Below are 25,162 nucleotides of genomic sequence, written 5' to 3'. Positions count from 1 at the left end.
GGCAGGCACACCCATGCACACCCGCAACCGGCAACGGGGTTTCACCCTGATCGAAATCATGGTCGTCGTGGTCATCCTCGGCGTCCTCGCCGCACTCGTGGTCCCGCAGATCATGAACCGCCCGGACCAGGCCAAGGTCACCGCCGCCCGCAGCGACATCAAGGCCATCGCCATGGCGCTGGACATCTACAAGCTCGACAACCACGGCTACCCCAGCACCCAGCAGGGCCTCGAAGCGCTGGTCAGCAAGCCCAGCGGCACCCCGGCCGCGCGCAACTGGAACCCCGACGGCTACCTCAAGCGCCTGCCCGTCGATCCCTGGGGCAACCCCTACCAGTACGTGGTGCCCGGCAGCCGTGGCACCGCCTACGACCTGTTCTCCTTCGGTGCCGACGGCCGTGCCGGCGGCGAAGGCCTGAATGCCGAGATCGGCAACTGGGACCTCTGATGCAGCGCTGGCACCACCGCACCCCGCCGGCTCGCCAGGGCCGAGGCTTCACCCTGCTGGAAGTGCTGGTGGTGATCCTCATGGTCGGCCTGCTGGCCAGCACCCTGACCCTCGCCCAGAGCGACCACGGCCCGCAGCACGCCAAGCGCGAAGCCGAGCGCCTGCGCAGCCTGCTCGGCCTGCTGCGCGAGGACGCCATGCTGGAGCGCCAGGAACTGGGCGTGCGCATCGAACCCGACGGCTACTCCGTGCACCGACTGGACACCGACGGCCGCTGGATCCCGGCCAGCGACTACCGCCCGCAGCAGCTGCCCGACAGCCTGCGCCTGCACCTGGAACTGGGCGAGCAGGCCCCCGGCCTGGGCGCCCCCGTGCCCGGCCCCGGCCCCGGCCCCCAGCTGCTGGTGCTCTCCAGCGACGAGCTGACGCCCTTCAGCCTGCAGATCGAACTGCGCGGCCGACCGGTGCTGGAACTGTCCAGCGACGGCCTGGAGGAGGTGCGCGTTGAAACGCTCTGACGGCTTCACCCTGCTGGAAGTGATGGTCGCCCTGGCGATCTTCGCCACCCTCTCCGTCGCGCTCTACAGCGCCGCCACCCACGTCGCCCGCAACAGCGCCGGGCTGGTGGAACGCAGCCTCGCCAGCTGGCTGGCGGACAACCGCCTCAACGAACTGCGCGTCGGCCTGCTGGCGCCGCAGATGGGCCACCGGGAAGAGCGCATTGCCTTCGCCGGCCGCGAATGGCTGCTGGCCGTGGAAGTGGGCAACGCCCCCGACCCGCGCCTGCTGGAAGTGGACGTGGCCGTCGCCGTGCCCGGCCGCCCCCCGGTGACCCGCGCGCGCCTGAACGGCTTCATCGAGGCCCGCCCATGACCCAGCGCGGCTTCACCCTGCTGGAAGTGCTGATCGCCATCGCCCTGTTCAGCCTGCTAGGCCTGGCCAGCTACCAGCTGCTGCAGCGGGTGCTGCACAGCGAACAGCGCATCGAATTGCACGAACAGCAACTGCGCAGCCTGCAGCGGGCCCTGGATATCCTCCAGCGTGACCTCTGGCAGGCCGTGCCCCGCCCCCTGCCCGACGACCCCAGCCGGCGCCAGGCACTGATCGGCCGGGACGACCGCCTGCGCCTGCTGCGCGGTGGCGCGGCCAACCCCCTCGGCCAGCCCCGCAGCGACCTGCTGCTGGTGAGCCACCAGTGGGAAGACGGCGAATGGTGGCGCGAATTCCGCAACCCCGACGACGGCGCCACCCGCCGCCAGCGCCTGCTGCAGGGCGTCACCCTGCTGCGCCTGGGCTACATCGACGCCCAGGGCGCGCGCCACGACAGCTGGCCCGCCACAGGCGGCGCCCTGGCCTTGCCGGCCGCCGTGGACCTGGTGCTTGACGCACCGGGCTACCCGGAGCTGCGCCGGGTGATCCTCCTGCCCGGTAGCGAGGGCCAGCGTGATGACTGAACACCGCCAGCGCGGCGTCGCCCTGCTCAGCGTGCTGCTGGTCACCGCCCTGGTGACCCTGGTGGTGGCCGACATGCTCGCCCGCCAGCGCCTTAGCCTGGCCGCCACCGCCCGCCAGCTGGATCAGCAGCACCTCTGGCAGATGGCCCTGAGCGGCGAGACCTGGGCCCGCCAGCAACTGCGGGACGACCTGGCCAACCGCGAAGACCCGCCCCAGGTCCACCTCGGCCAGGGCTGGGCGCGCACGCCACAGCGCTGGGACCTGGGCGGCGGCCAGGTGCAGGTACGCATCGAAGACCTGGCCGGCCGCTTCGACCTCGACCACCTGCGGGTCGGCCGCAGCGACCTGCAGCGCGCCCGCTACCAGCGCCTGCTGGCCCAGCTCGACGTGCCCGCCCACGACCCCGCGCGCCTGCCCACCCGGCCCGGCCCCGGCGGCAAGGCCCAGGGCCTGCTGGACGCCAGCGAGCTGCTGCGCCTGGGCGACCTCGCCCCCCAGGACTTCGCCCGCCTGGCGCCCCACGTGGCCACCCTCGGCGGCGCGTCCCTCAACCTCAACACCGCCTCGGCGGTGCAGCTGGCGAGCCTGGAAGGCCTCGACCCGTCCCTCGCCCGCACCCTGGTGCAGGCACGCCCCGCCGACGGCTGGGCCACGGTGCAGGACTTCCTCGAACTGCCCCTGCTGCAGGGCCGCGAAGTGCGCGCCCCGGGCCTGGCCGTGGACAGCCGCTTCTTCCGCATCCACTTGCTGGCCGAGCTGGGCGACCGCCGCCTGCACCTGGCCAGCGACCTGCGCCTGGAACAGGACGGGCACCTGCGGGTGCTGCGTCGCCAGGTGCTCCCATCCCCTTCAACGACGGAGTGACCCCCGTGCACGCCTGGCTCCACCTGTCCACCCCCGCCGCCGACAGCCCCGCCACCTGGTGGACGGCCACCGGCGCCCCCGCCCAGGGCAACCTGGAGCAGGCCGCCGAGGCACTGGCCGGCCACGCCCTGACCCTGCTGCTGCCCGCCGAGGCTGCCAGCCTGCACAGCGTCGAGGTCCCGGCGCGCAGCGGCCGCTGGCTGCGCCAGGCGGTGCGCTCCGCCCTGGAAGAACGCCTGCTGGACGACCTGGACCGCCTGCACCTGGCCCAGGGGCCGCTGCAACAGGGTCGCCAGTGCCGGGTGATCGCCCTCGACCGCGCCTGGCTCAGTGCCTGCCTGGAGCGCCTGTCCGCCGTGGGGCTGACGCCCCGGCGCATCCACCTCGACGCCGACTGCCTGCCCCCCGGCCAACCCCTGGCCCTGCGCTGTGCCGGTCGCTGGCTGGTGGGCGGCGCGCCCGGCCTCTGCGATGCCCTGGACGACGAAACCCTGGCCGCCAGCGCCGCGCTGCTGCCCAGCGACCTGCAGCAGCGAGAAGACGAACCCTGGGCGCTGCTGGCCGAAGGCAGCCGCCAGGCCATCGACCTGCGCCAGGGCGAGTTCGCCGGCGGCGACCGCCGCGCCATGCCCTGGGGCACCCTGGCCCTGCTGCTGGTGCTCGCCGGCAGCGGCCAATGGCTGCATGACCGCATGCAGCGCCAGGCCCTGGAGCAGGCCACCGCCACTCTGGAGGCCGAGAACCTCGCCCAGTGGCAGGCCCGCGTGCCCGACGAGCCCCGCGTGGTGGACCTGGAGCGCCAGGTGCGCGCCCGCCTGGCCAAGGCCGATCAGCCCGACGCCGACCTGGCCCGCAGCCTGGAGCACCTGGCGCGCACCTGGAGTGCCGGCGGCGGCGCCCTGGCCAAGGTCCAGCGGCTCGACTACCAGGCCGGCGAAGGCTGGACCCTGCGGGTCGGCAGCGCCTCCTTCGCCGACCTCGAACGCCTGCGCGAAGGGCTCACCGGCCAGGGCCTGGCGGTGCAGTCCGACGCCGGCGCCCGTGACGCCCAGGGCGTCAGCGCACGCCTGCAGATCGCCACCCCCTGACCCGAGGAGCCCCCATGTCGCCCGCCACCCTCACCGCCCCCTTGCGCCAGCGCTGGGACCAGTTGCCACCCCGTGAGCGCCGCGCCCTGCTGCTGCTCGTGCTGTTCCTCACCCCCGTGCTGGCCTGGACCCTGCTCCTGCAACCGGAGCGTGCCGCCCTGCAGCACGCCCAGCAGCAGTACCAGCAGGCGCAGATGCTGCGCTTCGACCTCACCCGCCTGCCCGCCAGCGCCCCCCGCGCCAGCCTGGACGCCAAGGCCCTGCCCGGCCTGCTGGCCCGCTCCGGCGCCGAGGCGCAACTGAACATCGAGCGCATGGACAACGAAGCCGGCGGCGCCATCCACCTCACCCTGGAAGGCAGCCTCGACGCCCTGCTGGGCTGGCTGCAGAGCGTGGAACGGGCCGGCGCCCGGGTCACCCGCCTGGGCCTTGAAGTGAACCCCGACGCCCTCGCCCGCGCCCGCCTGCTGGTGGAACCGGGGTACTGATGCCAGCGCCTCCGGCGACGCCCGGAGGCACTCCCGGAACCATTCATCACTGAGAGTGATAGTCACCTTCGTAGCGTTCGATTCGTTCCGCTCAGCCCCGCGACGCAGACTCCGCCCACTCACAAGTCCAACTGGCGGAGCTACACATGGAACAGACCCCCCACAAACCCTGGCGCACCGGCCTTACCCTCGCCGCAATGCTGGTGCTCGCGGCCTGCGGCAAGACGCCCGAGGCCCCGATGAACCAGGCCGCCGCCAAGGTCAGCGTTGCCGAAGTGCTGCAGCAGCCGATCAACGAATGGGATGAATTCACCGGGCGCCTGGAAGCCCCCGAATCCGTCGAGATCCGTCCCCGCGTCTCCGGCTACATCGACAAGGTGGCCTTCCACGAAGGCGGCCTGGTGAAGAAGGGCGACCTGCTCTTCCAGATCGACCCGCGCCCCTTCCAGGCCGAAGTGAAACGCCTGGAAGCCCAACTGCAGCAGGCCCGCGCCGGCCTCAACCGTGCCCAGAACGAAGCCCGCCGGGGTGACCGCCTGCGCCAGAGCAACGCCATCTCCGCCGAGCTGGCCGACGCCCGCACCAGCGCCGCCGCCGAGGCCCAGGCCAATGTCGCGGCGATCCAGGCGCAGCTGGACAACGCCCGCCTCAACCTCGGCTTCACCCGCGTCACCGCGCCCATCGACGGCCGCGTCAGCCGTGCCGAGATCACCGAAGGCAACCTGGTCAACGCCGGCGAATCGCTGCTGACCTCGGTGGTCTCCACCGACAAGGTCTATGCCTACTTCGACGCCGACGAGCGCGTGTTCCTCAAGTACGTGGAGCTGGCCCGCAAGGCCGGCGCCGACGCCCGTGGCGCCAGCCCGGTGTACCTGGGCCTGTCCAGCGAGGCCGGCAACCCGCACCAGGGCCAGCTGGATTTCCTCGACAACCAGGTCAACCCGCGCACCGGCACCATCCGTGGCCGCGCCGTGTTCGACAACGCCGACGGCCAGTTCACCCCCGGCCTCTACGCCCGGGTCAAGCTGGTGGGCAGCGACACCTACCCCGCCGCCCTGGTGAAGGACGAAGCCATCGGCACCGACCTCGGCAAGAAGTACGTGCTGGTGCTGGGCGACAACAACACCGTGAGCTACCGCCCGGTGGAGCTGGGCCCGAAGGTGGAAGGCCTGCGCATCATCCGCACGGGCCTCGCCAAGGGCGAGAAGATCGTCGTCAACGGCCTGCAGCGCGCCATGCCCGGCGCCACCGTGGACCCGCAGGCGGTGCCCATGGCCGACGACAAGACCCTCGCCCGCCTGGACGACCTGCGCCGCTCGGTGGAAGGCCGCGATGCCCCGCGCGTGGCCGAACAGAACGCAAAACCCTCCGTCAGCCCGCGCGGCTGAGGTAGTACGCCATGAATTTTTCCCAGTTCTTCATCAAGCGGCCGATCTTCGCCGCCGTGCTGTCGCTGCTGATCCTGATCGGCGGCGCCATCTCGCTGTTCCAGCTGCCCATCAGCGAATACCCCGAAGTGGTGCCGCCCACGGTGGTGGTACGCGCCAACTTCCCCGGCGCCAACCCCAAGGTGATCGGTGAAACCGTGGCCTCGCCGCTGGAGCAGGCCATCGTCGGCGTGGAAGGCATGCTCTACATGTCCTCCCAGTCCACCAACGACGGCAAGCTCACCCTCACCGTGACCTTCGCCCTCGGTACCGACCTGGACAACGCCCAGGTGCAGGTGCAGAACCGCGTCACCCGCACCATGCCCACCCTGCCCACCGAAGTGCAGCGGCTCGGCGTGACCGTGGACAAGGCCTCCCCGGACCTGACCATGGTGGTGCACCTGACCTCGCCGGATCAGCGCTACGACATGCTCTACCTGTCCAACTACGCCGCGCTCAACGTCAAGGACGAGCTGGCGCGGCTGGACGGCGTGGGCGACGTGCAGCTGTTCGGCATGGGCAACTACTCCCTGCGCGTGTGGCTGGACCCGAACAAGGTGGCCTCGCGCAACCTGACCGCCACCGACGTGGTCAACGCCATCCGCGAACAGAACCGCCAGGTCGCCGCCGGTGCCCTCGGCGCGCCACCGTCGGATGCCGGCAACAGCTTCCAGCTCTCGATCAACACCCAGGGCCGCCTGGTCACCGAGGAAGAGTTCGAGAACATCATCATCCGCGCCGGCGACGACGGCGAAATCACCCGCCTGCGGGACATCGCCCGGGTCGAGCTGGGTTCCAACCAGTACGCCCTGCGCTCGCTGCTGAACAACCAGCCGGCGGTGGCCATCCCGGTGTTCCAGCGCCCCGGCTCCAACGCCATCGCCATCTCCGATGCGGTGCGCCAGCGCATGGCCGAGCTGAAGCAGGGCTTCCCCCAGGGCATGGACTACGAAATCGTCTACGACCCGACCATCTTCGTGCGCGGCTCCATCGAGGCGGTGGTGCACACCCTGCTCGAAGCCATCGTGCTGGTGGTGCTGGTGGTGATCCTGTTCCTGCAGACCTGGCGCGCCTCGATCATCCCGCTGGCCGCCGTGCCGGTGTCGCTGATCGGCACCTTCGCGGTGATGCACCTGTTCGGCTTCTCCCTCAACGCCCTGTCGCTGTTCGGCCTGGTGCTGGCCATCGGCATCGTGGTGGACGACGCCATCGTGGTGGTGGAAAACGTCGAGCGGAACATCGGCCTCGGCAAGTCGCCGGTGGAGGCCACCCGCCAGGCCATGAAGGAAGTGACCGGCCCCATCGTCGCTACCGCCCTGGTGCTGTGCGCCGTGTTCGTGCCCACCGCCTTCATCTCCGGCCTCACCGGGCAGTTCTACCAGCAGTTCGCGCTGACCATCGCCATCTCCACGGTGATCTCGGCGTTCAACTCCCTGACCCTGTCGCCGGCCCTGGCCGCCGTGCTGCTGAAGGACCACCACGCACCCAAGGACCGTTTCTCGCGCCTGCTGGACCGGCTCTTCGGAGGCTGGCTGTTCGGCCCGTTCAACCGCTTCTTCGACCGCGCCGGCAAGGGCTACGTCGGCACCGTGCGCCGTGTGCTGCGCGGCAGCAGCATCGCCATGCTGGTCTACGGCGGCCTGCTGCTGGGCGGCTACCTGGGCTTCTCCAGCACCCCCACCGGCTTCGTGCCGCAGCAGGACAAGCAGTACCTGGTGGCCTTCGCCCAGCTGCCGGACGCCGCCACCCTCGACCGTACCGAGGCCGTGATCAAGCGCATGTCCGAGATCGCCGCCAAGCACCCGGGCGTGGAGAACACCGTGGCCTTCCCCGGCCTGTCCATCAACGGCTTCACCAACAGCCCCAACAGCGGCATCGTGTTCACCCCGCTCAAGCCCTTCGATGAGCGCAAGGACCCTTCCATGTCCGCCGGGGCCATCGCCGCCGCCTTGAACCAGGAGTTCGCCGGAATCCAGGACGCCTACATCGCCATCTTCCCGCCGCCGCCCGTGCAGGGCCTCGGCACCATCGGCGGCTTCCGCCTGCAGGTGGAGGACCGTGGCGGGCTGGGCTACGAGGAGCTGTACAAGCAGACCCAGAACATCATCGCCAAGGCGCGCCAGTTGCCGGAGCTGAACCCCATGTCGGTGTTCACCAGCTACCAGGTCAACGTGCCCCAGGTGGATGCCGCCATCGACCGCGAGAAGGCCAAGACCCACGGCGTGGCCATCAGCGACATCTTCGACACCATGCAGGTGTACCTGGGTTCGCTGTACGCCAACGACTTCAACCGCTTCGGCCGCACCTACCAGGTCAACGTCCAGGCTGACCAGCCGTTCCGCCTGGAGCCCGAGCAGATCGGCCAGCTGAAGGTGCGCAACAACCGGGGCGAGATGATCCCGCTGTCCACCTTCGTCAAGGTCGACAACAGCTCGGGCCCGGATCGCGTCATGCACTACAACGGCTTCATCACCGCCGAGATCAACGGCGCCGCCGCCCCCGGCTACAGCTCCGGCCAGGCCGAGGACGCCATCGCCAAGCTGCTCAAGGAAGAACTGCCCAACGGCATGACCTACGAGTGGACGGACCTGACCTACCAGCAGATCCTCGCCGGCAACACCGCGATCTTCATCTTCCCGCTCTGCGTGCTGCTGGCCTTCCTGGTGCTGGCCGCCCAGTACGAAAGCTGGAGCCTGCCGCTGGCGGTGATCCTGATCGTGCCGACCGTGCTGTTCTCCGCCATCGTTGGGGTGATCCTCGCCGGCAGCGACAACAACATCTTCACCCAGATCGGCCTGATCGTACTGGTGGGCCTGGCGTGCAAGAACGCCATCCTCATCGTCGAGTTCGCCAAGGAGAAACAGGAAGAAGGCCTCGACCGCCTGGCTGCGGTACTGGAAGCCTGCCGCCTGCGTCTGCGCCCGATCCTGATGACCTCCATCGCCTTCATCATGGGCGTGGTGCCCCTGGTGCTCTCGTCCGGTGCCGGCGCGGAAATGCGCCACGCCATGGGTGTAGCGGTGTTCAGCGGGATGATCGGCGTGACCTTCTTCGGCCTGCTGCTGACCCCGGTGTTCTATGTGCTGATCCGCGGCTTCGTCGAGAAAGGCGAAGCGCGCAAGGCGGCCAAGGCCCAGAAACTCAAGGAACTGCACGCATGATCAACAAGGCATTCGCCCCTGCCCTGCTGGCCCTCGCCTTGAGCGCCTGCGCCGTGGGCCCGGACTACAAGGCCCCCGAGAGCGAGCCCGCGCGGCTCGCCTCGGCCGAGGCCACCCCGGTCGACCGTTCGCATTTCGAGAGCCTCTGGTGGCAGCAGTTCGACGACCCGACCCTGAACCAGCTGGTGCAGCAGTCCCTCGAACAGAACCGCGAGCTGCGCGTGGCCTTCGCCCGCCTGCGCGCCGCCCGTGCCATCCGTGACGACGTCGGCAACGACCAGTTGCCGGTGATCACCAGCCGCGCCGCCGCCCAGGGCGGCAAGGCCCAGCAGCCCGGCCAGACCGAGGACCGGGTGACCACCGAGCGCTACGACCTGGGCCTGGACATGGCCTGGGAACTGGATCTGTTCGGCCGCATCCAGCGCCAGATCGAGGCCAGCGACGCCGAAGCCGGCGCCGCCCAGGCCGACCTGCAGCAGTTGCAGGTCAGCCTCATCGCCGAACTGGTGGACGCCTACGGCACCCTGCGCGGCGCCCAGCTGCGCGAGGGCATCGCCCGCGAGAACCTGAAGAACCAGCAGGAATCCCGTGGCCTCACCGAGCAACTGCGCGACGCCGGCGTCGGCAGCGAGCTGGACGTGCTGCGCGCCGACGGCCGCCTGGCCGCCACCGAAGCCACCCTGCCGCAACTGCAGGCCATCGCCAGCCGCGCGCGCAACCGCATCGCCACCCTCCTCGGCCAGCGCCCGGACCAGCTCAGCGTGGACCTGTCGCCCAAGCCGCTGCCGGTGATCGCCAAGCAACTGCCCATCGGCAACCCCGCCGAGCTGCTGCGTCGCCGCCCGGATGTCGCCGCCGCCGAACGGCGCCTGGCCGCTGCCACCGCCAACGTCGGCGTGGCCACGGCGGACCTGTTCCCCCGGGTCAGCCTCTCCGGCTTCCTCGGCTTCACCGCCGGGCGTGGTTCGCAGATCGGCTCCTCCGCCGCCCGCGCCTGGGGCGTGGCGCCCACCATCAGCTGGGCCGCCTTCGATCTCGGCAGCGTCCGCGCCCGCCTGCGCGGCGCCGAAGCCGAGGCCGACGGCGCCCTGGCCAGCTATGAACAGCAGGTGCTGCTGGCCCTGGAAGAGTCCGAGAACGCCTTCAGCGACTACGGCAAGCGCCAGCAACGCCTGGTCGCCCTGGTGCGCCAGTCGGAAGCCACCCGCGCCGCCGCCGAGCAGGCCGCCGTGCGCTACCGCGAAGGCACCGTGGACTTCCTCGTGCTGCTGGACGCCGAACGCGAACGCCTGGCCGCCGAAGACGCCCAGGCCCAGGCCGAAGTGGAGCTCTACAGCGGCATCGTCGCCATCTACAAGGCCCTCGGCGGCGGCTGGCAGCCCCAGGCCTGAGTGTTGCCCTTGCCCGACCGCCCCCCGGTCGGCATTTCATCCCGCCCCGAGCCCCTCGGGTGCGGGATTTTTTTACTGAATCGACAACCCGTCAGGGCACCGCCTGCGCCGGCAACCGCTCGGCAAGGTCCTGCCCGTGGCGGACAAAGCGCCGGCTCCAGGCCCAGACCCCGGCCATGCAGAGGATCAACCCCGCCAGCATGCCCAGGTAGCCCAAGCGGTCGAGCAGGATACCGGCGAGCATCGGCACCAGGGTGCGGGTTAGCACGAACAGGCTCGATTGCAGGCCGTAGTCGACAGCGGTCAGGCCGGCGCGGGTGTGGTTCATCATCATCCCGAACAGCAGGCCGGCCGAGGCGCCCATCACCAGTGCCAGCAGCAGGGTGCAGGCTACCAGCCAGGGCACGCCGGCACCACTGGCCACCGTGCCGGCCAGGGCGCCGAGGGCTGCCACGCCGGCCAGGGCGCAGGCCGGCAGGGCCCGCTGCAATCCGCTGCGCCGGGCCAGGTAGCCGCCGAGCGCACTGCCCACGGCCCCCACCACACCGCCAAGCACGCCGGCGACCAGCGCCACCTGCTCGGGCGGCAGGCCATGGTCCAGCAGCAAGGGCTTGAGGTAGACCCAGGCGGCGCCGATGAAGGGGAAATAGAGCATCAGCATCACCACCCAGCGACGCCGCTCGGCGTTGCTGAAATAGGCCAGCCATTGGCCGACGCCCACCTGCCGGGCCTGCACGCCATCCGCCTGCGCCAGGGTGGCCCGCGGGATCAGCCACAGGCCCAGGGCGGCCAGCAGCAGCCCGCCGCTCAGCGCCCAGAACGGCCAGGCCCAGCCGGCACGCGCCTGCAGCATCAGCATCACCCCGCCGCCCACCACCGCCGCCAGGGAGCTGGCGGCGGAGCGGATGATGCCGGCGCGCTGGCGCTCCTCCGCCGGCAAACAGCGGATCGCCAGGGCGTTGACCGGCGCATCGGCCCAGGTGCCGAGCAGGCTGGCCAGCATGGCCAGGGCGAACAGTGGCACGAAGCCGGCCTGCTCGATGCCCAGGCAGGCCAGACCGACGAGACTGGCGGCATAACCGGCCATCAGCACCAAACTCCAGTGGCGATAGCCGTGCGCGCCCCGGGCCCAGCGGTCCACCGGGGCGCCAAGCGCGAACTTGAGCACCGCCGGCAGCCCGGCCAGCTGGAACAGGCCGATCTCGGTGCCACTCCAGCCGTGCTGGCGCATCACCAGCGGCAAGCCGAGGTAGAGGTAGATCAACGGCGCGGTCATGGCGAAGTTGACCCAGCCCAGCAGCAGTTGCAGGGGCCAGTGGGAAGGGCTCGGGCGGTCCATGTCAGAGCTTCCAGGTCACGCGCACGCCGAGTTCGCGAGGCGGGCTGTAGACGGTGATGAAACCGTTCTGGTAGCCCACCGCGTCGTACTCGCGGTCAGCGAGGTTGTTCACGTAGCCGCTCAGCTCCCACTGCTCGTAGCGCACGCCGGCGCTGAGGTTGACCAGTGCGTAGCCGTTGCGGGTGTACTGGTTGGCGGCGTCCAGGTAGACCTTGTCGCTGCCCACCAGGTTGCCCTGCACGTACCAGCCTTCCGGGTCGTCGTAGCGCAGGCCCAGGTAGCCGGTGAGGTCGGGGGCGAAGGGGTTGTGGTGCCCGTCGTAGCGGGCGCGGCCGTCCTGGAAGCTGTCGAAGCGCGTGCGGTTCCAGGCCAGCCCGGTCTGTACGCTCCAGCGGGCGCTGAGCAGGTACTCGGCATCCAGGTCCAGCCCCTTGGACGTAGCACTGGCGGCGCTGGTGATGTACTGCACGCCCGGGCTGGGCATCTGCATCACCTGCATGTCGGTGACGTCCATGTAGTACGCCGCCAGCGAGTAGCGCAGGCGCTCCTCCAGGGTCCGGCCCTTGATGCCGAGTTCATAGGACCAGACCTTCTCCGGCTCGAACGCGGCGTAGTGGGTGGCGGCCGAGAGCACGTTGAAACCGCCGTTGCGTACGCCCTTGCTGGCACTGAGGTAGACCTGGTTCTGCTCGGCGAAGGCGTACTGCAGCGCCACCTTCGGCGAGAACGACGACCAGCTCCGGGACTGGTTGGCATCGCCACGGGGGTCGATGCCCACCCGGTAGCGCTCCACCCGCCCGCCCAGGGAAAGGGTCCAGTCCGGCGTCAGGTGCAGGTTCCAATGGCTGAAGGCGGCCAGCGTGCGGCTGCTCTGGTCCAGGCGCAGTTCCTGGACGAAGGGGCCGCGCTGGCTGACGTTGCGCAGGTCGTTTTCGGAGCTGTCGGCGTAGACCCCGGCCAACCAGTCGGCGAGGCCCCACTGCCCTTCCAGGCGCAGTTCCTGGGACAGGGTGCGCAGGCGCAGGTCGCGGGCAATCATCGACAGGTTGGCCGGCAGGAAGTCGGTGTCCTGCTGGATGCGGTCGTGGAAGTCGTTGTAGGCGGTGATCGAGCGCAGGTTCAGGTCATCCCCCAGGCTGTGGCCGATGTTCAGCGACAGGGTCTGGCCCCATGAGCGGTTCCAGCTGTCGGTGCCCGAGGCCACGTGGTTGCGCCGCGCCGTGGGCGCGCCCCACAGCGAGGCGTCGTCGTCATAGGCCTGGCGCGCATAGCGCAGCACCATGTCGGTGCCCTCCTGGGGCACCAGGCGCAGGCCGGCGTTGAGGTTGTAGCGTTCGCGGTCATCGGCCTGCTTGCCGAGGGCGTCGTTGCGGATGAAACCATCCTGGCGTTGCCACTCGCCCGAGACGCTGCCGAACAGCCGCTCGTCCACCAGCGGGCTGCTCAGGGCGAAGCGCGTGGCGCGCTTGTCGCGGCTGCCCGCTTCGGCGGACACGCTGGCCCGCGCCAGCTCGTCCATCGGCTTGCTGTACACCGCGATCACCCCGGCCTCGGCATTGCGCCCGTAGAGGGTCGACTGCGGCCCGCGCAGCACCTCGATGCGGTCGATGTCGATGAAGCGGTTCTCGAAGCCCTGGGCGGTGAGGGTCGGCACGTCGTCCACCAGCATAAGCGTCGAGGTGGACAGCGCATTGAAGTTGGCAGTGAGACCCCGCATCACCGGGGAGTTGATGCCCGACTGGCCGAAGGGCTGGAACGACAGCCCCGGCACTCGCCCTTCCAGCTGTTCGAAGCCGGTGATGTGCTCGTCTTCCAGGGTCTGTCCATCGATCACCTTGACGCTGGCCGGCACCGCGTCGAGGCTGCGCGGGACCTTTTCGGCGTTGACGCTGACCTCCGGCAGGCTCAGTGCCTCTGCGGCCTGGAGGGCCGGGCAGGACAATGCCAGCGCGGTGCTGACCCAGACGTGGGTGGGGGTACGACGACTTCTGACCATCGCGAATCTTCCTTGTTGGCGCCTGGCGCCGTTACTGAGTGGGTTGGGCCAGCAGCCGCGCGTAGGCATCGCAGCGGGCCAGCAGGGTCGAGTGGGTGCCCTGGTCGCACACCTGCCCGTCTTCGAGCAGCACCACCCGGTCGGCCTGGGCGATGGTGCTGGGGCGGTGGGCGATGAGCAGCAGCGTGCGCTGCCCGCGCAGGCCCAGCAGGGCCTGCTGCAGGGCGTGCTCGCTATGGGCGTCGAGGCTGGAGGAGGCTTCGTCCATCACCAGCACCGGCGCCTGCGACAGCAGCGCACGGGCGATGGCGATGCGCTGGCGCTGGCCGCCGGACAGGCGCGCGCCGCCCTCGCCGCAGCGGGTCTGGTAGCCCTCCGGCAAGGCCTGGATGAAGTCGTGCGCCTGGGCCTGGCGGGCGGCGGCTTCGATCTCCTCGGCGGTGGCATCAGGGCGAGCCAGGCGCAGGTTGCCCTCGATGCTGTCGTCGAACAGGTAGGCATCCTGGCCGACCCAGGCGATGCCCTGGCGCAACCCGGCCAGGGGGATGTCACGCACATCCACGCCGCCGACGCGGATGGCCCCGCCTTCGACGTCGTAGAAGCGCATCAGCAGGTTGGCGCAAGTGGTCTTGCCGGCCCCCGAGGCCCCCACCAGCGCCACCATCTCGCCAGGGCGGACCAGGAAGTCGACGCCCTGCAGGACCGGGCGACCACCATGGCTGAAGCGCACCTGATCGAACTCCAGGCGCGCGCCCTGGGGCTGCTGGCAGCCCTGGTCACGCACCCGGGGCGGCTGGCGCAACAGCCCCAGGACCCGCCCGGCGCTGGCGCGCACGGCGCCGAGCTGGCCGGCCTCGCGGGCCACGTCGGCCATGGGCAGCAGCGCCGCGCCGACCAGCATCACCGCCAGTGGCAGTTGTGCCAGGTCCAGCAGGCCGATCTGCAGCAGCCAGGCGCCACAGGCCAGCGCACTCACCAGGGCCAGGGCCTGGATCAGCTCGATCACCCCCTGCTCGGCGCCGCTGCGCAGGGCATAGCGGCGCTGCTCCAGCCGCAGCCGGGCCAGCAGGCGACCCAACCGCGCGTGCCAGGCCGCCTCCTGGTTGAACAGGAGGATCTCCCGGCGCGCCTCGATGCCTTCCAGCACTTCGGCGTTGAGCCCGGCCAGCGCCTCGTTCATCGCCCGACCCTGGCGCAGGGCGCGCCCGCCAAGCCAGAACGGCACGCTGGCCAGGGCCGCCAGGAACGGCAGCAGCGCCAGGGTCAGCCAGGGCTGGATGGCGGCCAGGGCCAGCAGCGCCACCAGCGGCACCAACACGGCGCCGATGGCATCGGTGAGGGTGTGGGCGAAGAAGTGCTCCAGGGCCTGGGCGTCGTTGAGCGCCACGTTGGCCTGCTCCCCTCGTCGCACCCCGGCCTGCACGTCCGGGGCGGCCCGCTCCAACCCCTCGTAGCTGCCGACCTGCAGGGTCTCGATCAGGTGGAAGGCGAACACATGGGAGACATGGGCCTGCCACCAGCGCCCACCGGCACCGGCCAGGGCACAGGCGAGCATCGCCGCCGCCACCGGCTGCCACAGGCTGGCCGGGGCATCGGTCAGCACCAGGCCGATCAACCAGCCGCCGAGGGCCAGGCTGCCCACCATGCCGGCCTGGGCCACCAGGGTGGCGACCAGGGTTTGCGCCAACAGCGCCGGCTGCCCGGCCGACAGCCGCAGCAGGTCGCTCCAGCGGCTGCCTTCGCCGGCGCGGATCGCGTGGGGATTGCCTTTCATGCCAGGGCTCCTTCGCTCAGGGGTTGGGTTTCGTGGGCGTGCTGCAGGGCCCAGATGCGCGCATACAGGCCCTGGCGGGCCAGCAGGCTGCGGTGGTCGCCGCTTTCCACCAGGCGCCCCTGGTCCAGCACCAGGATGCGGTCGGCATGGCGCACGGTGGCCAGGCGGTGGGCGATCACCAGCATCGAGCGCTGCCCGCGCAGGCGCTCGATGGCCGCACCGATATGCGCCTCGCTGGCCACATCGACGTTGGCGGTGGCCTCGTCGAGCAACAGGATCGGCGCGCCCTTGAGCCAGGCACGGGCAATGGCCACGCGCTGGCGCTGGCCGCCGGAGAGCCGGTTGCCGCCCTCGCCCACCGGGGTCGCCAGGCCGTGCGGGAGGCTGGCGACCCAGGGTTCCAGCGAGGCCAGCCGGCAGGCTTCGGCCAGGGCCTCAGGGCTGGCATCTGCCGCCCCCATACGCAGGTTGTCTTCCAGGCTGCCGTGCAGCAGCACGCTCTGCTGGAACACCCCGCTGACGCGCTGATAGAGGTCGGCGGAGCGCAGGTGACGGATGTCCACGCCGCCGAGGGTGACGCGCCCTTCCTGGGGGGCGATGAAGCGCATCAGCAGCGCTGCCAGGGTGGACTTGCCCGCCCCGGAGGGCCCCACCACGGCCACGTACTGGCCGGGTTCCAGGGTGAAGCTGAGGTTCTGCAAGGCCGGGGCCTGGCTGCCGGGCCAGCGGAAGGTGACGCCCTCGAAGGCCACCTCGTGGCCGGCCGGCAACGGCTCGGGCCGGGCCGGCTCGGGCACCGGCGGCTGCGCTGCCAGCAGCTCGGCCACCGGGGCGGCGGCGCCGTTGCCCGACCAGGCGACGTGGAAGGTCTTGTCCAGCTTCTCCAGGGTGCGGAACGCTTCGCGGGCCAGCAGCACGGCAGCGAACAGGGCGAAGGCCGACAACTCGCCGGCACCGGCACGCTGAACGCTGAGCAGCGTGACCAGCGTCAGGCCGCCGAGGCTGAGCAACCCGGTGACGCCATTGCGCATCAGGATGCCGTGCAGCACCGCCATCGCCTGCCGGCGCAGGTCGCGGGCCTGGTCGCGCAGGGCATCACGGCGCCGGTCCTGGGCGTTGAAGGCCTTGAGCGTGGTGACGCCACGCAGGCTGTCCAGCAGGTGCGCCGAGAAGCGCCCGATGCTGGCGAACAGCCCGCCGGCCGAGGGGCGTCGCCAGCGCAGCCAGAGGCGATCCACGAAGGGCAGCGACAAGGCACCCACGGCGGCCACCAGGGCCGAGCGCGGGTCGAACAGCGCCATCAGCGCAAGCAGCCCGCTGCCCCCCAGGGCCGCGCCGATCACCGCCGGGATGTAGCGGCTGTAGTAGGCCTGCAGGGCCTCGACGTTGTGGATCAGGGTGGTGCTCAGCCCGGCGCTGTCATGCTCGCCGGGCGCCTGCCCGGCCACCCGCAGCACCTGGGGCAACAGGCGCTGGCGCAGGTGTTGCCGGGTCAGCCCGGCGACCCGCATGGCCAGCACCTCGGCCCCGCCGTTGAGGGCGATGCGCAGCAGCGTCAGGCCGAGGAAGGCACCCAGGGGCGTCCACAGCGCCGCCAGCGGCTGGCCCTCGAACAGGCCGGCCAGGGCCCAGGCCAGGCAAAGGGCCAGGCCGGCGTTGCAGGCGCTGACCGCGAGCTGGCCGCAAGCAGCCAGGGCGATGGCCGGGCGCAATGGCCGCGAGAGGTTCCACAGCACACGGCTCATGCGACCTCCCCAGCATCGCCGCGCACCGCCCAGATGCGCTGGATGGGCAGGCCGCGCAGCGGCGCGGACTCGATCTGCTGCCAGCCCTGCTCCTCCAGCAGGCGCTGCACCGCGCCCAGGGCATGGCAGTCGCCGGCCTCGGTCAGGCTGAGCATCTGCGCGGCGAACAGGCGCGGAATGGGCTCCTGCTCCGCCGGCGCGTCCGAGCGCATGAAGCCGGCGATGAGCAACCGCCCGCCCGGTTTCAGCCAGGCCTGCAGGCGGCCCAGCAGGCGCCGGCATTCGGCCTCGTCGAAGTGGTGCAGGACCTGGCTGAGGATGATCAGGTCCACCGGTTCACCCGGCTCCACGGTGAAGATGTCGGCACCGATGAAGCGTGTGCGTTCGCGCACCCCGAAGGTCTCGGCGGTGCTCCAGAACAGCTCGGCACTGGCTGGCCAGTCCACCCCGCAGAGGCTCGCCGTCGAGCACTCGGCCGCCAGGGTGAAGCCGTAGGTGCCGTTGCCGCAGGCCAGGTCCAGCACGCTCGGCTGCTGCCGCTGGGCCAGCCACGGCAGCACCTGCTGCGCCAGGCGCTGGGCGGTCACCCGCGCGGTGTTGGCGATGCCCCGGGAGAATTCGCCCCAGTACGGATGGTTGGCGGCCTCCAGGCCCTGGGGCAGGACGCTGCCACCGGCCACCACGGCGTCCTTGAAGTGGCGGAAGGCATCCCACATCAGGTCGGCGGTGTAGACCTGCGCCAGCCCACCCACGTAGTGCGGCGAGCTGCGCCGCAGAAAGCGTTCGGCCAGCTCACCCAGGCGGTAGTAGGCCTGCCCCGGCTCCTGGCGGAGCAGGCCCAGGCCGGCCAGGGCGTCCAGCAGGATGCGGGTGCCGCGCTCGCTGGCCCCGGTGCGCTCGGCCACGGTGCGGGCGCTGGCGCCCTCGCCCAGGTGGTCGAACACCTGCAGTTCGATGGCGGCCCGCAGCACGCCGGCCCGTTCGACGCCCATCAGCAGGTCGATCACCGGTTGCGCGGAGACCGCCGGGCGTGGCGCCTGCAGGCTCTGCAGCAGAGCCGCCTGGTCGACCTTGCCGGACGGCGCCAGCGGCAGCTCCGGCACGCAGGCCAGGGCGTCGGGCAACTGGCTGGGCTGGGCGCCCACTTCGTCATTGAGGAAGCCGCGCACCTGGGCGAGGGTCAGCGGCGGCTGCCCCGCCTTCATCACCACGAAGGCGTGCATGCGCGTGGCGCCGTCCTCCAGCGGGGCATTGAGGACCACGCACTGGGCGATGGCCGGATGCTCGCGCAGCAGGTGCGCCACCTCCACCAGGTTCACCTTGTGCCCGCCGCGCATCACGGTGTCGGCGCGGCGCCCGACGATGCGCAGCCGGCCATCGGCGTCCAGCTGGCCACGGTCGCCCAGGCGCACCCAGCCGTCCGGGTGGCGGTACTGGCGGTCCAGTTCGGGGGCGCGGTAGTAGCACAGCGGGGTCATCGGCCCCCGTGCCCAGATCTCCCCCACCTCGCCTGGCGCGCATTCGTGCCCCTGCTCGTCGCGGATGCTCAGGCTGACCACTGCAGGGTCGGGTCGCCCGACGGTCTGCACGGTCACCTCGGGGGCGTCGTCCAGAGCGGTGTGGCTGGCCACGCCGTCCGCCGAGCCGTAGGACTGCACCAGGGCACAGCCGAAGTGCCGGCGCACGCCGGCCAGGGTCTGGGTGCTGAGGGCCGAGCCGCCGCTGACGATGGCCTCCAGCGCGCTGAAATCCAGCGCCTGCCCTTGCGCCGATTGCAGCAGGGGGCTGGCCAGCAGCATGTCCACCATGTTGGGCCCGGCGAACAGGTGGGTAACGCGCTGCTGGGCGACCAGCCGCAGCACCGCATCGGCCTCGAAGCGGTCCAGGCAGATCAGCGCGCCACCCAGGGAAGCCAGGGTGCAAGGCGTGCCCAGGGAACCGAAGGGCGACGCCAGGGGCACGGCGAACAGCGCCCGCATGGCCTCGGGCTGGCGCGCCAGGCCGTTGAGGTAGGCACTCTGCCCGCCCACCAGGGCGTTGTGGGAATACAGCACCAGCTTGGGCTCGGACTCGGAGCCCGAGGAGGCGATCAGCCGGGCGCCGGCATCCGGGTCCACCCGCTGGCCTTCGGTGTTCCAGGCCGGCCCCTCCCAGCACTGGTCCAGATCCGGCCAGTCCTGGTAGCGCTCGCCGTGTACCAGCACATGGGCCAGCGCCGGCAACGCGGGGCGCAGGCCGTCCACCAGCGCGGCGTAGTCGGCTTCGCCCACCTGGCGCTTGCAGATCAGCACCCGTGCGGCGGACTTGCCGAGCATGGCGAGGGTGTCGCGCTTGCGCCGCCCCAGGGGGTACGGCAGCACGATGCCGCCCAGGGCCGCCACGGCCAGGTCCACGGCGCAGGCGCGCCAGCCATTGGGCAGGTTCACCGCCACCACCACGCCAGGCCCGACGCCGAGCTGGTGCAGCACCTGCGCCAGGCTGAGGCTGCGCGCCCGCAGCTGGGCGAAGCTCAGGCTCGCCGCCCCTTCGGTGACGGCGACCGCCAGGGGCCGTGAGCGGGCAATGTCGAGGAAGGACTCGAACAGACTCTTGTGGGGATAGATGCCCTCGGCCCGCCAGTGCGCGCGAAGGTGCGCGGGGACGCAGTCCGGCGCCGTGTAGCGGTCACCGGTGACAGGGGGCTGCACGGCGGACAGGTGTTCGTTTGCCATGGTGTATCGACCTCAAGCGTTGATGATCCAGGGGCTGGCGGTACGCAGGCCGTATTCGTCACGGCCCAGGGCACAGCCCAACCAGGGGTGGGCGCCGACATCGGCGGCGCAGCGGGAGATGCGGCTGGCGGGAATGCCCCGCGCCGCCAGGTGGGCCAGGGCTTCGCCACTGGCCAGGTGCCCAAGGCTCGCCACCTCGGAGGGGTCGGCACCGTCGAGCATCAGGTGGCCGTCGGTGCAGGCCAGTACCTGCCCCGCGTCGGCAGTGGCGGCCTCCAGCAGCAGGCCGGCGGCGCCGCTCATGCTGGAATCGAGGCCGCCGGCCAGGCCGTGGACGTGGCGCTGGTAGAGCGCGGCAACCAGGCCCTCGGCCAGGGCAGCGCCGCCCAGCACGTCCACCAGGGTGAGCAGCGCGCCGGCCGGCCGGTCGTGCTGGTGGATGCGGGCGGCCAGGCCGCTGTGGGCCTGGATCATGAAATCGGTGCCCAGGGGGTCGTCCGCTCCAGGGTGGCGCCCGCAGCCGGAGGCCGAGCCGTACACCAGGCCCGGGGCATGGCGGCGCAGCGCCTCGCCGGTCAGCCCCAGGCGCTCGGCGCGTCCGGGCGCCCAGTTGTGCAGGAAGGCATCGCAGCCCTCCAGCAACTGCCCCAGCCGGGCCTGCCCGGCTTCGCTGCGCACGTCCAGCTCGACCCAGGGCTTGCCCCGGTTGATGGCCTGGAAGTGCACGGACAGGCCGCCCACCAAAGGCGCCATGCCGCGCATCGGATCACCGCCCGGCGGCTCGATGCGCGTGACCTGCATGCCCAGCTCACGCAGCAAGTGCCCCGCCAGCGGCCCCTGGATCAGCCGGCAGGCCTCCAGCCCCGCCAGGCCGGCCAGGGGCTGGGCCGCGCTGGAGGGCGCGCGCGCCAGGACAGCGGCCGATACGGGCGGGTCAAAGGCCCAGGGGCCTTGGGCGCAGTCTTCCCGAGGCGCCAGGCGCAGGGTGCAGAGGTTGACCCCGGCATCCCGGGCCAGGCAGTTCAGGTCGGCCAGGCGATAGCGCGCACAGGCGCGGAACAGCGAGGGCGGCAACCACGCCGTGGCGGTGGTGTAGCGCTGCATGAACTGCGGCCAGCCGGCGGCGATGTCCGCCAGGGACACCCCCAGGCCTTCCCAGAAGCGGCGCCAGGCCTCCGGGTCGAGGGCTTCCAGCTCGAAGCGCAGGCCCTCGCCACTGGTGAAGGGCGGGTGCTGCCAATCGGCGCCACCCGGCACCGGCAGCACCTGCCCGGCATCGTCCATCGCCAGGTACTGGGCCATCGCCAGCAGGCCGGCGCCGCCCAGGCTGATGTGCACCTCATGGCTGCCGCTGCCCCGACGCTGCCCGAGCAGGGCGGCCACGGCAGCGGTGGACGCCAGGGAGGCCGTCAGCACCGCAAGGTAGTCCACCCCCAGGGTGAACAGCCCACCGGCGCTGCGCCCATGCCAGCCCACCAGCCCGCAGGCCGCCTGGGCCAGCGCCTCGCTCACCGGCTGCACCCCGCAGGGCCAGCCACGCACATATAAGGTGACCCGCGCGCCGGCGGCATCCTCCAGCCAGGCCGTCAGTTGGCCATCCAGGCCTTGCACACCTGCTGCCGCGCACACCCGTGCGCCCAGCAAGCCCATGCGCAGGGCCAGCGCCTCGCGGGTGGCCTGCAGCCCGGTCGGGGCTTCGGCCAGCCGCAGGGTCACGCCTTCCAGGGGCCGTATCGACATGAACAACTCCTTCGTTCCTGTTCGCGCTTCCTGCACCCGGAGCGCCGAACCCCTCTATCTCCAGGGCCTGCGGCAATCCGTTGCAGGTCGATGGGAGGATCATACTTCCTTGATTAATGCTAATCATTCGCATTACATATGCACTCCGGCGATTTTCATATGCAGTTCCGGCGAGGCAGTTTTTTGCGCACTTCGCCTGTGCTCTGATGCGTCGGCGAACCCAGTCAAGGACGGTGATCACTGCGCCCGGATGGAGCCCCGCACAGGCACACCGGGCGAGTGATGAGGAGTGATCTGCTATGAACGGTTTGGCACAACCCAAGCTGGCCAGCGCCCAGCAACTCAAGGAATGGACACGCCACCAGACGGCATCGGCCCAGGGCCAGGCGCTGATCGAGCGGCTGGACTGCGAGGCCGGGTTCTCCCTGGTGCGCTCGCGGGTCTCCTCGGGCCGCATCCTGCGGGAGGTCTGCGAGCACGATGGCAACGACCGCACCCTGGTCATCACTTTCGGGCTGTCCGGCCAGTCCGAGTTTCTCGACCGGGTCGGCAATGCCCTGCCCTTCGCGGCGAACCACACCACGGTCTCGGTGTTCCAGGCCGGCACCGGCGAGCGTCGCTACGCCGCCAACGAGCCCATACAGCAACTGCGCCTGGTGGTGTCGGAGTCGACCCTGACCCGCTACATCGGGCCCGAGCGCTGCGGCCGCCTGCTGGGCAAGGCCCTGCGCCACAACGAGAGCTTCCGGCAGATCGCCTACAACGGCAGCTGCAGCAGCGAACACCTGCGCTTCTTCAAGAACCCCCGGGTCGGCGAGCACGACGGCCTGCGCCAGCGCATCCATGCCCTGAGCCTGCTGGCCGAGCAGCTCAACCTGCTGGCCCCCGCCACGCCCCAGGCCGAGCGCATCAGCGGCCGTGACCTGGACGTGATGGAACGGATCGAGGCCTACATGCGCGCCAACCTCGGCCAGCCGCTGAACAACGCCTGCCTCTGCGCCGCGCTGGGCATCAGCGAATACAAGCTCAAGGAGTGCTTCCGCCACGCCTACGGCACCAGCCCCGCCCACCACCTGCTGGAGATGCGCATGCAACGCGCGCAGGAGCTGCTCGCCGCCGGCTACCGGGTCTCGGAGACGGCCTACCAGGTGGGCTACCAGCACCCGAACAACTTCAGCGCCGCCTTCCTCAAGTTCTTCGGCTACACCCCAAAGTCGGTACGCAGCGGCCGCTAGCCACCCACGAACGCCCAACCCGGGAACCTGACATGAACCACCTATCCAGCGCCCGCCACGCGGCGGGCGAAGGGGACGCTTGCGCCTTGCAAACGCCCCTCTGCCTCAACCTCAACGAATCCCCCTACGGCGTACCGCCGGCTGCGCGGCAGGCGGCCAGCGAGGCCATCGGCCTGTCCTCGCGCTACCAGTTCGAGCGGGTGGAGGCGCTGCGCCAGGCCCTTGCCCAGTGCCATGGCGTGCCGCTGGAGTGGGTTTCGCTGTACCCCGGCTCCAACCGCGCCCTGCACTACGCCACCCTGGCCTTCACCCGGGCCGATGCGCCGCTGGTGGTGGCCGCGCCGGGCTACCCGGTGCCCGAGCAGGCCGCACGCCTGCATGGCCGGGCGGTGTGCCGGGTGCCCCTGCTGGCGGACGGCGGGCACGACGTGCAGGCCATGCTCGCCGCCAGCGAGGGCGGGCTGATCTACATCGCCAACCCCAACAACCCCACCGGCACCGTCACCCCCCACGCAGCGCTGCTGGCTCTGGTGGAACAGGCCGGCGCCCTGCCCCACCCGCCGGTGGTGCTGATCGACGAGGCCTACCTGGAGTTCAGCGACGAGCCTTCGATGATCCCGGCAGTCAGCGCCCACCCCGGCCTGGTGGTGACCCGCACCTTCTCCAAGATCCACGGCCTCGCCGGGCTGCGCCTGGGCTATGCCATCGCCCAGCCCGCCGTGCTGGACCGCATGCACACCCAGCCGGCCCACGACGTGCCGGTGCCGGCCGTTGCCGCCGCGCTGGCCTGCCTGCACGACGAGGCCGAATGCGCCCGGCGCAAGGCCGCCAACACGGCCCAGCGCGAGGCCTTCTGCGCCTGGCTGGACCACCAGGGCCTGCGCTACAGCCCGTCACGGAGCAACTGCGTGCTGATCGACTGCCAGCGCCCGGCCGCAGAGGTGATCGCCACCCTGGCCGCCGGCGGCATCCGCGTCGGCCGCCCCTGGCCCGGCCTGGAACAGCGACTGCGCGTGACCCTCGGCACCCCCGATGAAATGACCCGGCTCCGGCACGCCCTGAGCCAGGCCCTCGACCTGCCCCGGAGCTGAACATGACTGCCTTTACCCCGACTCCCCTGCCCCGCACCCTCGGCCCCCTGGTCAGCGACCAGGCCACGCTCAGCGCCGAGGAGCGCGCCCGCTACAGCCGTCACATCCTGCTGCCGGAGTTCGGCCTGGCCGGCCAGCAGCGCCTGAAGAACGCCCGCGTGCTGGTGATCGGTGCCGGCGGCCTGGGCTCACCGACCCTGCTGTACCTGGCAGCGGCCGGTGTCGGCACCCTGGGCATCGTCGACTTCGACCGGGTGGATGCCTCCAACCTGCAGCGCCAGGTGATCCACCGCATGGACACCCTCGGCGAGCTGAAGACCGAGAGCGCCAAGCGCACCATCGCCGCGCTCAACCCGCACGTGCAGGTGAACCTGCACGACCTGCGCCTGGACAACGACAACGCCGTGGCGCTGTTCCAGGGCTACGACCTGATCATCGACGGCGCCGACAACTTCGCCACCCGCTACCTGGTCAACGACGCCTGCGTCCTGGCCGGCAAGCCCTACGTCTGGGGCTCCATCTACCGCTTCGAAGGCCAGGCCAGCGTGTTCTGGGAAAACGCCCCCGGCGGCGGCCTGAACTACCGCGACCTCTACCCCGAGCCGCCCCCGCCGGAGCTGGCGCCGTCCTGCTCGGAGGGCGGCGTGCTCGGCGTGCTCTGCGCCGCCGTGGCCTCGGTGATGGGCACCGAGGCGATCAAGCTGCTGACCGGGATCGGCGAATCTCTGCTGGGCACGCTGATGGTCTACGACGCCCTGCGCATGCGTTACCGCTACCTGCCCCTGCAGCGCGACCCGCAGCGCCAGCCCATCACCGCGTTGCAGGACTACCCGCAGCTGTGCGGCCTGGGCCAGCCCGCGGCGCCGGCCGCCCCCGTGCCGGTGATCACCCCGCAGGAGCTGCACGCCCTGCTCGGCAGCGGGCAGCCGCCCCGGTTGATCGACGTGCGCGAGCCCAACGAGTGGGACATCGTCCGCATCGAAGGCGCCGACCTGCTGCCCAAGGCCCGTGCCCTGGCCAGCCTCGGCCAGGGGCCGCTGGCCGACCGCGAGCAGCCCTACGTGATCTGCTGCAAGGGCGGCAGCCGCTCCCGCGAGGTGGTCGAGGCCATGCTCGCCGCCGGCTACCGCAACGTGCGCAACCTGCAGGGCGGCGTGCTCGCCTGGGTGCGCGACGTGGCCCCCGACCAGCCCCGCTACTGAGGACGGC

General features: G+C 71.1%; 19 protein-coding genes. 13 read left to right on the top strand and 6 right to left on the bottom strand.

All coding sequences use genetic code 11. The annotated features are described in order from the left end of the window. Positions 1-13: 13 nt before the first annotated feature. The 10 genes from gspG to PotMrB4_RS13535 all read left to right on the top strand — a co-directional run bounded on the left by gspG (position 14) and on the right by PotMrB4_RS13535 (position 10,322). Positions 14-448 carry a type II secretion system major pseudopilin GspG gene (gspG, locus tag PotMrB4_RS13580; protein ID WP_044411837.1) on the top strand — a complete coding sequence of 145 codons (435 nt, stop codon included), beginning with the start codon at positions 14-16 and terminating at the stop codon, positions 446-448. Beyond that, positions 448-966 carry a type II secretion system minor pseudopilin GspH gene (gspH, locus tag PotMrB4_RS13575; protein ID WP_172433584.1) on the top strand — a complete coding sequence of 173 codons (519 nt, stop codon included), beginning with the start codon at positions 448-450 and terminating at the stop codon, positions 964-966. Before gspG ends, gspH begins: the two co-directional genes overlap by 1 nt. Continuing rightward, positions 953-1,321, top strand: coding sequence for a type II secretion system minor pseudopilin GspI (gene gspI, locus PotMrB4_RS13570; RefSeq protein ID WP_074971450.1), 369 nt, complete (start codon positions 953-955; stop codon positions 1,319-1,321). The genes gspH and gspI overlap by 14 nt, the downstream gene beginning before the upstream one ends. Continuing rightward, a complete protein-coding gene (gene gspJ, locus PotMrB4_RS13565; protein WP_107330976.1) occupies positions 1,318-1,902 on the top strand; it encodes a type II secretion system minor pseudopilin GspJ in 585 nt (194 codons plus the stop codon). Before gspI ends, gspJ begins: the two co-directional genes overlap by 4 nt. Further along, a complete protein-coding gene (gene gspK, locus PotMrB4_RS13560) occupies positions 1,895-2,767 on the top strand; it encodes a type II secretion system minor pseudopilin GspK (RefSeq protein ID WP_316907123.1) in 873 nt (290 codons plus the stop codon). Before gspJ ends, gspK begins: the two co-directional genes overlap by 8 nt. Before the next feature lie 5 nt (positions 2,768-2,772). Next, positions 2,773-3,855 (top strand): type II secretion system protein GspL, encoded by a 1,083-nt coding sequence (gene gspL / locus PotMrB4_RS13555; RefSeq protein ID WP_044407462.1) that lies wholly within the window; start codon positions 2,773-2,775, stop codon positions 3,853-3,855. Positions 3,856-3,869: 14 nt separating this feature from the next. Then, the gene (gspM, locus tag PotMrB4_RS13550; protein WP_172433582.1) at positions 3,870-4,343 is read left to right on the top strand and encodes a type II secretion system protein GspM; all 474 of its coding nucleotides are present in this window, start codon (positions 3,870-3,872) and stop codon (positions 4,341-4,343) included. A 146-nt stretch (positions 4,344-4,489) separates the two neighbouring features. Further along, positions 4,490-5,731, top strand: coding sequence for a multidrug efflux RND transporter periplasmic adaptor subunit MexE (gene mexE / locus PotMrB4_RS13545; RefSeq protein ID WP_044407468.1), 1,242 nt, complete (start codon positions 4,490-4,492; stop codon positions 5,729-5,731). An 11-nt stretch (positions 5,732-5,742) separates the two neighbouring features. Beyond that, complete coding sequence (locus PotMrB4_RS13540) at positions 5,743-8,931, top strand: efflux RND transporter permease subunit (protein WP_074971454.1); 3,189 nt, start codon at positions 5,743-5,745, stop codon at positions 8,929-8,931. Continuing rightward, positions 8,928-10,322: an efflux transporter outer membrane subunit gene (locus tag PotMrB4_RS13535; RefSeq protein ID WP_172433581.1), complete on the top strand. Its 1,395-nt coding sequence runs from the start codon at positions 8,928-8,930 to the stop codon at positions 10,320-10,322. The genes PotMrB4_RS13540 and PotMrB4_RS13535 overlap by 4 nt, the downstream gene beginning before the upstream one ends. Positions 10,323-10,413: 91 nt before the next feature. On the opposite strand, the gene PotMrB4_RS13530 is transcribed toward PotMrB4_RS13535, so the two are convergent. The 6 genes from PotMrB4_RS13530 to PotMrB4_RS13505 are packed head-to-tail and all read right to left on the bottom strand — an operon-like array spanning position 10,414 to position 21,627. Then, positions 10,414-11,661 carry an MFS transporter gene (locus PotMrB4_RS13530; protein WP_172433580.1) on the bottom strand — a complete coding sequence of 416 codons (1,248 nt, stop codon included), beginning with the start codon at positions 11,659-11,661 and terminating at the stop codon, positions 10,414-10,416. A gap of 1 nt (position 11,662) precedes the next feature. Continuing rightward, positions 11,663-13,657, bottom strand: a complete 1,995-nt coding sequence (locus PotMrB4_RS13525; RefSeq protein ID WP_172433579.1) for a TonB-dependent receptor — start codon at positions 13,655-13,657, stop codon at positions 11,663-11,665. A 31-nt stretch (positions 13,658-13,688) separates the two neighbouring features. Further along, positions 13,689-15,431 (bottom strand): ABC transporter ATP-binding protein, encoded by a 1,743-nt coding sequence (locus tag PotMrB4_RS13520; RefSeq protein WP_172433578.1) that lies wholly within the window; start codon positions 15,429-15,431, stop codon positions 13,689-13,691. Then, the gene (locus PotMrB4_RS13515; protein ID WP_172433577.1) at positions 15,428-17,176 is read right to left on the bottom strand and encodes an ABC transporter ATP-binding protein; all 1,749 of its coding nucleotides are present in this window, start codon (positions 17,174-17,176) and stop codon (positions 15,428-15,430) included. Before PotMrB4_RS13515 ends, PotMrB4_RS13520 begins: the two co-directional genes overlap by 4 nt. Further along, positions 17,173-19,887, bottom strand: coding sequence for an AMP-binding protein (locus PotMrB4_RS13510; protein WP_172433576.1), 2,715 nt, complete (start codon positions 19,885-19,887; stop codon positions 17,173-17,175). The genes PotMrB4_RS13515 and PotMrB4_RS13510 overlap by 4 nt, the downstream gene beginning before the upstream one ends. A 12-nt stretch (positions 19,888-19,899) precedes the next feature. Beyond that, positions 19,900-21,627 (bottom strand): CoA transferase, encoded by a 1,728-nt coding sequence (locus PotMrB4_RS13505; RefSeq protein ID WP_172433575.1) that lies wholly within the window; start codon positions 21,625-21,627, stop codon positions 19,900-19,902. 299 nt (positions 21,628-21,926) lie between these two features. On the opposite strand from PotMrB4_RS13505, the gene PotMrB4_RS13500 reads away from it, so the two are divergent. The 3 genes from PotMrB4_RS13500 to moeB are packed head-to-tail and all read left to right on the top strand — an operon-like array spanning position 21,927 to position 25,155. Next, positions 21,927-22,862, top strand: coding sequence for a helix-turn-helix transcriptional regulator (locus tag PotMrB4_RS13500; protein WP_044407622.1), 936 nt, complete (start codon positions 21,927-21,929; stop codon positions 22,860-22,862). A 32-nt stretch (positions 22,863-22,894) separates the two neighbouring features. Further along, positions 22,895-23,953 carry an aminotransferase class I/II-fold pyridoxal phosphate-dependent enzyme gene (locus PotMrB4_RS13495; RefSeq protein WP_172433574.1) on the top strand — a complete coding sequence of 353 codons (1,059 nt, stop codon included), beginning with the start codon at positions 22,895-22,897 and terminating at the stop codon, positions 23,951-23,953. A 2-nt stretch (positions 23,954-23,955) separates the two neighbouring features. Then, on the top strand, positions 23,956-25,155 hold the full coding sequence (moeB, locus tag PotMrB4_RS13490; RefSeq protein WP_172433573.1) for a molybdopterin-synthase adenylyltransferase MoeB: 1,200 nt from the start codon (positions 23,956-23,958) through the stop codon (positions 25,153-25,155). The last annotated feature ends 7 nt before the right edge of the window (positions 25,156-25,162 follow it).

The sequence above is a fragment of the Metapseudomonas otitidis genome (assembly GCF_011397855.1).
Taxonomy (GTDB): domain Bacteria; phylum Pseudomonadota; class Gammaproteobacteria; order Pseudomonadales; family Pseudomonadaceae; genus Metapseudomonas; species Metapseudomonas otitidis.
Note: the sequence above shows the minus strand (reverse complement) of the source record. Positions and strands in the feature narration are given on the sequence as shown.